The organism is Streptomyces sp. NPDC003697, from assembly GCF_053587115.1.
This window is the reverse complement of record NZ_JBSFNN010000136.1, coordinates 1-10142: the sequence shown is the minus strand read 5'-3', so window position 1 is coordinate 10142 and position 10142 is coordinate 1. Positions and strand designations below refer to the sequence as shown.

Annotated in this window: 9 protein-coding genes; 7 read left to right on the top strand and 2 right to left on the bottom strand. The window is 74.0% G+C overall.

Features of this window, described 5'->3' with window-relative positions; all coding sequences use genetic code 11:
* Positions 1 to 160 precede the first annotated feature (160 nt).
* Together ACWDNY_RS30435 and ACWDNY_RS30430 are read left to right on the top strand one after the other, a co-directional pair.
* On the top strand, positions 161 to 559 hold the full coding sequence (locus tag ACWDNY_RS30435; RefSeq protein ID WP_451649040.1) for a hypothetical protein: 399 nt from the start codon (positions 161 to 163) through the stop codon (positions 557 to 559).
* Between the two features lie 149 nt (positions 560 to 708).
* Positions 709 to 1575 (top strand): S1 family peptidase, encoded by an 867-nt coding sequence (locus ACWDNY_RS30430; RefSeq protein ID WP_451649039.1) that lies wholly within the window; start codon positions 709 to 711, stop codon positions 1573 to 1575.
* Between the two features lie 106 nt (positions 1576 to 1681).
* Here the strand turns inward: ACWDNY_RS30430 and ACWDNY_RS30425 are convergent, their stop codons facing one another.
* Both ACWDNY_RS30425 and ACWDNY_RS30420 read right to left on the bottom strand, forming a co-directional pair.
* Complete coding sequence (locus ACWDNY_RS30425) at positions 1682 to 3331, bottom strand: N-acyl-D-amino-acid deacylase family protein (protein ID WP_451649038.1); 1650 nt, start codon at positions 3329 to 3331, stop codon at positions 1682 to 1684.
* A 12-nt stretch (positions 3332 to 3343) separates the two neighbouring features.
* Positions 3344 to 4681: an alanine racemase gene (locus tag ACWDNY_RS30420; RefSeq protein ID WP_451649037.1), complete on the bottom strand. Its 1338-nt coding sequence runs from the start codon at positions 4679 to 4681 to the stop codon at positions 3344 to 3346.
* Positions 4682 to 4915: 234 nt separating this feature from the next.
* Here ACWDNY_RS30420 and ACWDNY_RS30415 point away from each other — a divergent pair, with 234 nt between their 5' ends.
* The 5 genes from ACWDNY_RS30415 to ACWDNY_RS30395 all read left to right on the top strand — a co-directional run bounded on the left by ACWDNY_RS30415 (position 4916) and on the right by ACWDNY_RS30395 (position 9969).
* Positions 4916 to 5986 carry a sugar kinase gene (locus tag ACWDNY_RS30415; protein WP_451649036.1) on the top strand — a complete coding sequence of 357 codons (1071 nt, stop codon included), beginning with the start codon at positions 4916 to 4918 and terminating at the stop codon, positions 5984 to 5986.
* Entirely contained in the window at positions 5983 to 6756 is a 774-nt protein-coding gene (locus ACWDNY_RS30410; RefSeq protein ID WP_451649035.1) for an IclR family transcriptional regulator, read from the top strand. The genes ACWDNY_RS30415 and ACWDNY_RS30410 overlap by 4 nt, the downstream gene beginning before the upstream one ends.
* Positions 6757 to 6801: 45 nt before the next feature.
* Positions 6802 to 7212, top strand: a complete 411-nt coding sequence (locus ACWDNY_RS30405) for a RidA family protein (RefSeq protein WP_451649034.1) — start codon at positions 6802 to 6804, stop codon at positions 7210 to 7212.
* 170 nt (positions 7213 to 7382) lie between these two features.
* Positions 7383 to 9008, top strand: a complete 1626-nt coding sequence (locus ACWDNY_RS30400; RefSeq protein ID WP_451649033.1) for a GntP family permease — start codon at positions 7383 to 7385, stop codon at positions 9006 to 9008.
* Between the two features lie 199 nt (positions 9009 to 9207).
* Positions 9208 to 9969 (top strand): hypothetical protein, encoded by a 762-nt coding sequence (locus tag ACWDNY_RS30395; protein WP_451649032.1) that lies wholly within the window; start codon positions 9208 to 9210, stop codon positions 9967 to 9969.
* Positions 9970 to 10142: the final 173 nt, after the last annotated feature.

Here is a 10142-nt window from a genome sequence, read left to right as displayed (position 1 = left end):
GTCGTGCCGGTCAGCCGGCCGTGGCCGGTGCGTGTCGCGTGCCCCACCCGCAGGCCGGGGACGTCCGTCAGAGCGTCCGCTGTCATAGCGTTCAGCCCCGGGGCGCGGCGGTGACCGGCGGCTGCGGGGCGCGGCCCTCGCCGCCGGTGCGGTGGGGGCCGTGTCCCTCGCCGTGATCGCCGGCCTCTCCGCGCTGGACTCCTCGTCCGGCACGCCGAGGAGCACGCCGGACCGCTCCGCCCCGGCGGCCGGGGAGTCGGCGTCCGTGCCCGAGGTGACCGGCGTCCCGGCGTCGTCCGCCGCTCCGGTTGCCGCCGGCGGCGGCCCGTCCGGCGGTTCGGAGCCGTCCGACGGCTCCCCGGGCGGGAACACCGGCGCCCCGCGGACTGCCCCGCAGCCCGAGGGGAGGAGCCAGGCGTCCGCGCCGGCGTCCTCCGCCCCGGCGGCCACCGCCCCCACCGCCACAGCCTCCGGGCCGGCCGCCACCGCCGAGCCGTCCCCCACCAGCACCCTCACCGGCCGGGGGCAGGGCAGGGGCGGCCCCAGGCGCCCCAAGTAGCGCCGTGCGCCCCCTGCCTGACACGCCGTCCGCCCACCGTGCACCGGGCACGGCTTCTTGTGGCGACCCCCACGCGCCATCACAATGCGCATGACAAGACAGGCGACCGGAAGATCTCCGGTCGCTCATGTCCGAAGAGGGGACCCCCCATGAAGAAGCCTCTCCTTGCCGCGCTCGCCACCCTGGTCATGACCGGGGCGGCCACGGCACCCGCGGCCGCCGCCGCGCAGACCCCGCACACGGCTCCCGCGGCCCGGGCGAAGGCCGCCGCGCCCGCGGTCCAGGCGGTCGACTTCGCCGGCACCGTGGCGCTGAGCAACTGCTCCGGCTCCGTCGTCCGCTTCCCCGGCTCGGTGGACAGCGACCCGGCGCTCGTCCTCACCAACGGCCACTGCCTCGAGACCGGCTTCCCCGCCCCCGGCGAGGTCATCGTGGACCAGGCGTCCAGCCGCTCCTTCGGCCTGCTCAACTCCTCCGGCTCCCAGGTCGGGACCCTGCGCGCGTCGAAGGTCGCCTACTCGACGATGACGGACACCGACGTCACGATCTACCAGCTCACCCGCACCTACGCGCAGATCAGAAGCAGCTACGGCATCAACGCGCTGACGGTGAACGACACCCACCCCGTCGCCGGCACGAGCATCAAGGTCGTCTCGGGCTACTGGAAGCGGACCTACAGCTGCGCCGTTGACGGCTTCGTGTACCGCCTGAAGGAGGGCGGCTGGACCTGGAAGGACTCGGTCCGCTACACCTCCGCCTGCGACACGATCGGCGGCACGTCCGGCTCGCCCGTCATCGACACTGCCACCGGCAAGGTCGTCGCCGTCAACAACACCGGCAACGAGGACGGCCAGCGTTGCACGGACAACAACCCGTGCGAGGTCGACGCGAACGGCACCGTCACCGTCCGCCAGGGCATCAACTACGCCCAGGAGACCTACCAGATACCGGCCTGCTTCGGCGCCGGCAACCGGCTCAACCTGAGCGCGAGCGGCTGCACGCTGCCCAGGCCGTGAGCCCGCACGCCGTCCCCAGTCCGCCGTCCGCCGGCTGACGAACGGGCGGACGACTGACGACTGACGAAGGGGCGAGCGGCGGACCGCTGCCGGGAGGGGCGGTCGGTCACACCGGGGTGCGGCGGACCGCCCGCCCCGCCAGCACGTCCGTCCGCCGCCCGTCCTCGATCACGAACCGGCCGTCGATCAACACGTACGGGATGCCTGTCGGCAGGACGCGCGGCGCGTCGAACGTGGCGCCCGCCGCGACGGTGGCCGGATCGAAGAGGACCAGGTCGGCCCGGTACCCCTCGCGCACCAGGCCCCGGTCCGGCAGGCGCAGCCGGGCCGCGGGCCGTCCGGTCAGATGCGCGACGCAGCTCTCCAGCGACAGCACGCCCAGCTCCCGCACGTACCGGCCGAGGTACTCCGGGAAGGTGCCGTAGGCGCGCGGGTGGGGCTTGCCGCCCTGGAGGATGCCGTCCGAGCCGCCGGTGTGGACGCGGTGGCGCATGATCGCCCGTACGTTCTCCTCGTGGCCCACGTGCTGGAGGACCGTCGTGCCGAGGCGGTCCTCGGTCAGCAGCCGGCGGGCCGTCGTCCAGGGTGTCTCACCGCGCAGGTCCGCGGCCTCGCGGACCGTCCGGCCGACGTACCCGGCGAGCCCCGCGGCGGTGACGCCGGAGATCTCGACGGTCTCCCACTCCACCGGCACGCCGTGGCAGCCGTCGCAGCCGGTGACCTCCAGGTCCCGGCGGATCCGCTCGGCGGTCTCCTCGTCCCCGAGCCGCCGGAGGGTCTCCTCCGGACCGCCCTCGCTCGCCCAGCTCGGCAGCAGGGCGACGAGCGTGGTGCAGCCCGGTGTGTAGGGATAGGTGTCGAGGGTGATGTCGGCGCCGGCGTCGAGTGCCTCGTCCAGCAGTGCGAGCAGTTCGGGCGCCCGGCCGCGGTTCGGGCCGAAGTTCATCGTCGCGTGCGCGAGGTGCAGCGGGCAGCCCGCCTGCCGGGTCAGGTCCACCATCTCCGCGTAGGCCGCCAGCGCTCCCGCCCCGTAGGAGCGGTGGTGCGGGCAGTAGTAGCCGCCGTAGGAGGCCACCACCCGGCACAGCTCGGTCAGTTCGGCGTCGGCGGCGTACATGCCCGGCGTGTAGGTCAGCCCGGACGACATGCCGACGGCGCCCTGCTCCATGCCCTCCGCGACCAGCCGGCGCATCCGCTCCAGTTCCGCGGGCGTGGCCGCCCGGGCCTCCCAGCCGACGGCGAGCGCGCGGACGGTCCCCTGCGGGACGAGGAAGGCGGCGTTGACCGCGATGCCCTCGCCGCCGAAGCCGTGGTCCAGCCGGTCCAGGTACTCGCCGACGGACCGCCAGGTGAAGTCGGCGTCGTCGCCGTACCCGTTCCAGCCGCTGATCGCACGGCGCACCTCCTCCAGGGTGCGGTCGTCGACCGGCGCGTACGACAGCCCGTCCTGCCCGACGACCTCCAGGGTCACTCCCTGCGCGGCCTTCGCGCTGTGGTCGGGGTCGCGCAGCAGGGCGAGGTCGCTGTGGGCGTGCATGTCGATGAAGCCGGGCGACAGCGCCAGGCCCTCCGCGTCCAGTTCCCGGCGCGCGTGCGGCCGCCGGCAGCCCGCCGCCGCGGCCTCCTTGACGATGGAGACGATCCTGCCGTCCCGGACCGCCACGTCCGCGCGGTAGGAGGGCGCGCCGGTGCCGTCGACGACGTCCGCGTCCCGGATGACCAGGTCGGCCGTATCGGCGAGCTCGACGGGGTCCATGGCAGCGCCCCCCTAGAAGTACGTGCGGACGTAGTCGACCACCGTGCCGTCCGCCTCCGCGACCGGGATCAGCGGCCACTTGTCGAAGGACGTGCACGGGTGGGACAGCCCGAGGCCGATCCAGTCGCCGACCTCCAGGTCCGCCTCGGGCGTCGTGCTCAGCCAGGCGTGCTGGTCGGACAGGCCGGTCACGGTGATGCCGTCGGCGGGGCGTTCGGTGCCGTCCCGGCGCACGACCTGGGCGAGGGGCAGGCCGAGGTCGTAGGCCGCGTCCCGCTTCCCGGCGTTGGCGAAGGCCTGCTCGGCCGAGGGCCGGGAGACGATCTGCGCCCACAGCCGGAAGGCGGGGTGCAGGGCGCCCTCCTCGGGGACGCGGGTGAACGGTGTGACCTCGCGGTAGTGGCCGTCGTCGTGCGAGACGTAGGCACCCGAGCGCAGCAGCTTCAGCACCGGCAGGGACAGCTCGGGGATCCGCGCGAAGACGTCGGCGACCGCGTCGAACCAGGCGCTGCCGCCCGCGCTCAGCACGATCTCGGCGAGGCCCGTCCCCGTGAAACGCCCGGCCGCGTCGAAGTCCGCGGCGAGGTTCACCAGCCGGCCCAGCCAGGCCCGCACCCGCTCCGGGTCCGCCTGCGGGACCTCGCCCTCGTACCCGGCCACGCCCACCAGGCGCAGCGTGCCGGCGGCCGCCACCGCGTCGGCGACCGCGACGCAGTCGGCCTCCGTCCGCGCACCCGTCCGCGCGCCCTCGCCCGCGCCGAGCTCGACGACGACGTCGACCGGGCGGGCCGCCCCGGCCTCCGCCAGCGCCGCGTCCATCAGCCGCACCCCGCGTACGGAGTCGACGTAGCAGACGAAGCGGAAGCCGGCGTCGGCGTCGAGCTCGGCGGCGATCCGGCGCAGCGCCGCGGGGTCCACGAGCTCGTTCGCGAGGAAGATCCGCCGGATGCCGAACTCCCGTGCCACCCACACCTGGTGGGGGACCGCGAGGGTGATGCCCCAGGCTCCGTGGTCGAGCTGGCGCCGGAAGAGCTGCGGTGCCATGGAGGTCTTGCCGTGCGGGGCGAACGCCAGGCCGTGCCGGGCGGCGTAGGTCTCCATGAGCCGCAGGTTGTGTTCCAGACGCTCGGCGGACAGGGCGAGGACCGGCGTGGTGAATCCGCCGGTGAACAGGTTGCGGCGCTGGGCGGCCAGCTCCCCTACGGTCAGACCGTGGGCGTCCGGCGGCAGCCCCTTGAAGCGGTGGTCGACGCGTTCCCCGGCGACGGGTGTCCCCCCTGCTCGCGCGGACCCGGCGGCCGGGGGGAGGACCTGCGGGGCGCAGGGATCGACGGGCGTGGCGTCGGCCATGAAACCTCCCTGATCAGGTGCGTTGCGTGACATGCAACGCTCATTGCGTAGCACGCTTACGGCTGTCTAACATCTCGGCGGACACGGGGTCAACGGATCCGCCCGGACCCCTCCCCACGCCGCCGCCCCCGCTCGTGCGGAGACGGCCTCGACCCCATCCGATCTCGTCCGGCCTCTTCCGACCTCATCCAGTCCCACCCGATCTCCCCCGATCCCACCAGGAGTTCGCCCACCGTGACCCCCGACGGCCGCCCCGGCGCCACAGGCGCCCCCGACGTGGTGGACGTCGCCGCGCTCGGCGAGTCCATGGTCACCTTCCTGCCCTCCCGCCCGGGCCGCCTCGCCGACGTGCCCGCCTTCGACCGCGCCGTCGGCGGCGCGGAGTCCAACGTGGTCTGCGTGCTGGCGGCCGCCGGGCACTCGACGCGGTGGGTGAGCCGGGCCGGCGCGGACGGCTTCGGCGACCACCTGGTCCGGGCGATCGGCGCCTGGGGCGTCGACGTGACGTACGTGCCACGCGACCCGGCCCGCCCGACCGGCGTCTACTTCCGCACCGCCGGGGACCGCGCCACCGACGCGCACGAGGTGGCGTACTACCGGGCCGGGTCGGCGGCCTCCGCGATGGCGGCGGACACCGTCGACCTGGGCGCCGTGCGCGCCGCACGCGTCCTGCACCTGTCCGGGATCACGGCCGCGCTGTCCGCGCCGTGCCTGCGCCTGATGCACGAGCTGACCGCGCGGCGGCCCGGCCGCCCCCTGGTCTCCTTCGACGTCAACCACCGGCCCGGACTGTGGCGCGACGCGGACGGCCCCCGAGTGCTGCTGGAACTGGCCCGGGGGGCGGACATCGTGTTCGTCGGCGCGGACGAGGCCCGTCAGGTCTGGGGCCTGGACGGCGTCCGTGCCGTCCGGGAGGCGTTGCCCGAGCCGGAGACCGTGGTCGTCAAGCAGGGCGGCGCCGGCGCCGCCGTGTCGCACCGGGACACCGGCGGAGCCGAGAGCTCCGAGGCCTTCGTCCGCGCCCCGCACGTCGACGTCGTCGCCGCCGTCGGAGCCGGGGACGCCTTCGCCGCCGGTTTCCTCTCCGCCACCCTGCGCGGACTGCCCCTGCGCGACCGCCTCCGGCACGGCCACCTCATGGCGGCCGCCGCGCTCACCGTCCCCGGCGACCTCGCCGCGCCCCCCGCCCGCCACCACGCCGACCGGCTCGCCGCCCTCGACGACGAGGCGTGGGGGAGACTGCGGCTCGGCCCGGGCTGGACACGGACCGGCGAAGACGCCGACGAGGAGGTACGCACGCCATGAGCCAGACCGTCGACCGCGCGCTGAGCATCCTGCCCCTGCTCGCCGAGGGTCCCGCCGACCTCGGACAGGTCGCCGGCCGCCTCGGCGTCCACAAGTCCACGGCCCTGCGCCTGCTGCGCACCCTGCACGAGCACGGCCTCGTCTACCGGCAGTCCGACCAGCGCTACCGCCTCGGCGCCCGTCTCTTCGCCCTCGCGCAGGAGGCGATGGAGAACCTCGACGTCCGTGAGATCGCCCATCCCCACCTCGTCCGCCTCAACGAGACGTGCGGCCACACCGTCCACCTCGCCGTGTACGAGGAGAACGAGGTGCTCTACATCGACAAGGTGGACAGCCGCTACCCGGTGCGCATGTACTCCCGCATCGGCAAACCGGTGGCCATCACGGTCGCGGCCGTCGCGAAGCTGCTGCTCGCCGACCTGCCCGAGGCCGAGCGCCGCGCGGTCGCCGAGCGGCTCGACTACCCCCTCTACACAGCCCGTTCCACGCCGGACGCCGCCGCCTTCCTCAAGGAACTGGCGACCGTGCGGGAACAGGGCTGGGCCACCGACCTCGGCGGCCACGAGGAGTCCATCAACTGTGTCGGCGCCCCGATCCGCGGCGCCGACGGCCGCGTGGTGGCCGCGATGTCGGTCTCCGCGCCGAACGTCGTCGTCACCGCCGGCGAACTCCTCACCCTCCTCCCGCTGGTGCGCGCCACCGCGGACACCATCAGCGGCGAGTACTCCGGCAGGACGCCGGTGACCGATCCCGGCCGGAACCCCGTGTGAACGGCACGGAACTCCCCTGACCGGCCCGACCGACAAGGACACCGCATGACCGACAAGACCGCGCTCACTCCCGGCACCCACACCACCCCGCCCGCGAGGTTCTCCCACGGGGTGCGCAAGGGCTACATCCTCCAGGTCGCCGGCCAGGTCGGCTTTCTGCCCGCCCAGGAGGGCCGGCCGCCCACGCCCGCCGGCCCCACCCTGCGCGAGCAGACCCTCCAGACCCTCGCCAACGTCAAGGCGATCCTCGAAGAGGGCGGCGCGAGCTGGGACGACGTGATGATGATCCGCGTCTACCTCACCGACGTGGATCACTTCGCGGAGATGAACGACATCTACAACGCGTACTTCGACGAGCAGGGCCTCACCCAGCCGCCCGCCGCGCGCACGACCGTCTACGTCGGCCTGCCCGCGGGCCTCCTCATCGAGATCGACGCCCTCGCCGTACTCGGCTGAGGCCGCCGTTCCGCAGTCCCGCACTCCCGCACGTCCTCACGGCACGGCGCCCTTCCCGCACGTTCCCGGTTCCCGCCCGGACAGGGGGCGGCCCTCCACGCCACCCTGGTGCGCCGTGCCGCGATCCGCCCTGCCCGAAAGCCGTATGCACTCACGCAGAGGACCCCCGCATGTCCCCTTCGCTCGCCGCAGTCACGGACGCGCCACCGCACACCGGAGGCCTGCTCCTCCTCGTCGACGGCACCCCCGGACTGCTCCTGGTCGCCGCCCTCGGCATCGCCCTGCTGCTCTTCCTCATCATCAAGGCGCGGCTCCAGCCCTTCGTGGCGCTGCTCGCCGTCTCCATGGCCGTCGGCCTGCTCGCCGGCCTGTCGGTCACCGAACTGTTCGGCACCGTCCAGCGCTCGGACGCCGTCTCCACCATCGAGTCCGGCATGGGCGGCATCCTCGGCCATGTCGCCATCATCATCGGCCTGGGCACGATGCTCGGCGCGATCCTCGAAGTCAGCGGCGGCGCCGAGGTGCTGGCATCCCGGCTGCTCGGCCTGTTCGGCGAGCGGCGGGCGCCCCTCGCCATGGGACTGACCGGCCTGATCTTCGGCATCCCCGTCTTCTTCGACGTCGGCATCTTCGTCCTGGCGCCGATCGTGTACGCGGCGGCCAAGCGGTCCGGCAGGTCGATCCTCCTGTACTGCCTGCCGCTGCTCGCCGGCCTGTCCATGACCCACGCCTTCCTGCCGCCGCACCCGGGCCCGGTCGCCGCCGCCGGTCTGCTGCACGTACCGCTCGGCTGGGTGGTCCTGATGGGCATCGTCTGCGGCATCCCGGCGGTGCTCGCCGCGTGGGCGTTCTCGGCGTGGATCGGCCGGCGCGTCTTCGTCCCGGTGCCGCAGGACATGGTCGAGGCGGCGGAGGACGCCCGGCTGGCCGTGCGCGAGGAGCGGCGACGGGCGACCGCCCAGCACTCCGGGGGTGCCCAGGGCCTCGAAGCGACCGCGCCCGGCGCTACCGACATGACCGGCGCGACCGGCGCTACCGGCGCCGCCCGGTTGGCGGTCGCGAGTGACGGTGCCGGCCCGGACGCCGGCACCGTCGCGGAAGCCGGCGGCACCGCGCCGCGGGAGAGGCCGGTGCCGCTGGGCACGGTGCTCGGCATCATCGGCACCCCCCTGGTGCTGATCCTCGCCGCGACCTTCTCGTCGATCGCCCTCGACCCGTCCACGGGCCGCTCGGTGATCGAGTTCTTCGGTCACCCGTTCGTGGCGCTCACCCTCGCCCTGCTCCTCGCCTACTGGCTGCTCGGCATCCGACGCGGCTGGTCCCGCAAGTCCCTGGAGGCGGTGTCGACGTCGTCACTGAAGCCGGTCGGCAACATCCTGCTGGTGGTCGGCGCGGGTGGGGTCTTCGGCGCGGTGCTCAAGGCCAGCGGGGTCGCGCAGGCCCTCTCGGACACCTTCAACGGGGTCGGTCTGCCGGTGATCGCGCTGTCCTACCTGATCTCGCTGGTGCTGCGGGTGGCGCAGGGCTCCGCGACGGTCGCCATCGTCACCACGGCGGGCATCGTCGCCCCCCTGCTGGCCGAGGGACACCACTCCCAGGCGTTCCTCGCCCTCGTCATCATGGCGATCTCGGCGGGCTCCATCTTCGCCTCGCACGTCAACGACGGCGGTTTCTGGATGGTGGCGAAGTACTTCGGCATCAGCGAGCGGGACACGCTGCGGACGTGGACGGTCCTGGAGAGCGTGCTGTCGCTGGCCGGGTTCGCGGTGGCGGCGGTGCTGAGCGTGTTCGTCTAGGGAACCAGTGCCGGGGCAGGCGACGTTCGCCCCGTCGCGACGCCCGGCACGCCGGGAGCACCCACCGGACGCCGCTCCTCGACGGGTGAACGTTGCCTGCCGCGGCACCAGAGAAGGGGTGTCGAGGGGTTGTAGGCGTCCGATAACGAAGTAGGGGCTGGCTGTTCCGGACACAGGATCGTCGACCATACTGCCCGCTGTGGAGCAGCGCATAGGTTCGAGCAGCCAGCCCCTGAAGGCCGAGCCCGTGAAGGGCGCCGGCTTCGACCCGGCCTTCATCCCGGGGCTCACCGTCCCCGCCGTCGCGGCTGCGGCCGCCGGTCCGAAGGACGCCGGTCCCGAGGACGCCGAGCCGGAGAAGCCGTCCTCTGCCGAGGACGCCTCCGCCGCCGAGGAGGCGTCCCTCGACGGGAGCGACTCCCCGCAGGCCGGCGGGCCGGTGGACGCCGCCCCCGCCGGCGGCGCCCCGGCTCACGACTCCCTCCCGGAGGACGGGACCGCCGAGGGCCCCGTCTTCGAGGCCTCCGACCGCCGGGCGCGGATCGTCGCCGACCGCAAGGGCGTACGGCTGAGCCTGGACGACCAGGAGTGCGAGTTCCGCTGGGAGGAGATCGGCGCGGTGGAGACCGAAGTCCCGCGCTTCGGCAAGCGGTTCACCGTCACGGTGCACACCCCGGACCGCCGCTGGTACCCGATCGAGATCGAGGCCCCGGCCCGGAGCCGCTTCCAGGAGTGGGAGACGCGCCTGGACGAGGTCCTGGACGCGTACTTCGAGGACGGCGAGGCGAAGCCGGCAGCGGATGCCAAGGACGACACGAAGTCCGAGGACGACACGAAGCCCGAGGACGGCACGAAGCCCGAGGACGGCACGAAGCCCGAGGACGACACGAAGTCCGAGGACGCCGAAAGCACCGGGAAGGGCGCGGACGCCCGGAAGCCCGCCGACGGCGACGGGTCCTGACGGCTGCTCCTCCGGCCGCCGTCGCGGGTTCCCGGACCGCTGCGACGGCGGATCGGGTGGCTCCGGTGGTCGCGGCGTACGCCGCGACCGACGCGTCGGTGCCCTGGCCGGGCCTTCGGAGGAGCCGTGGGCGCGGCCGGAGACCCGGTTCCCGGCGGGCCGCCCGGGACCCG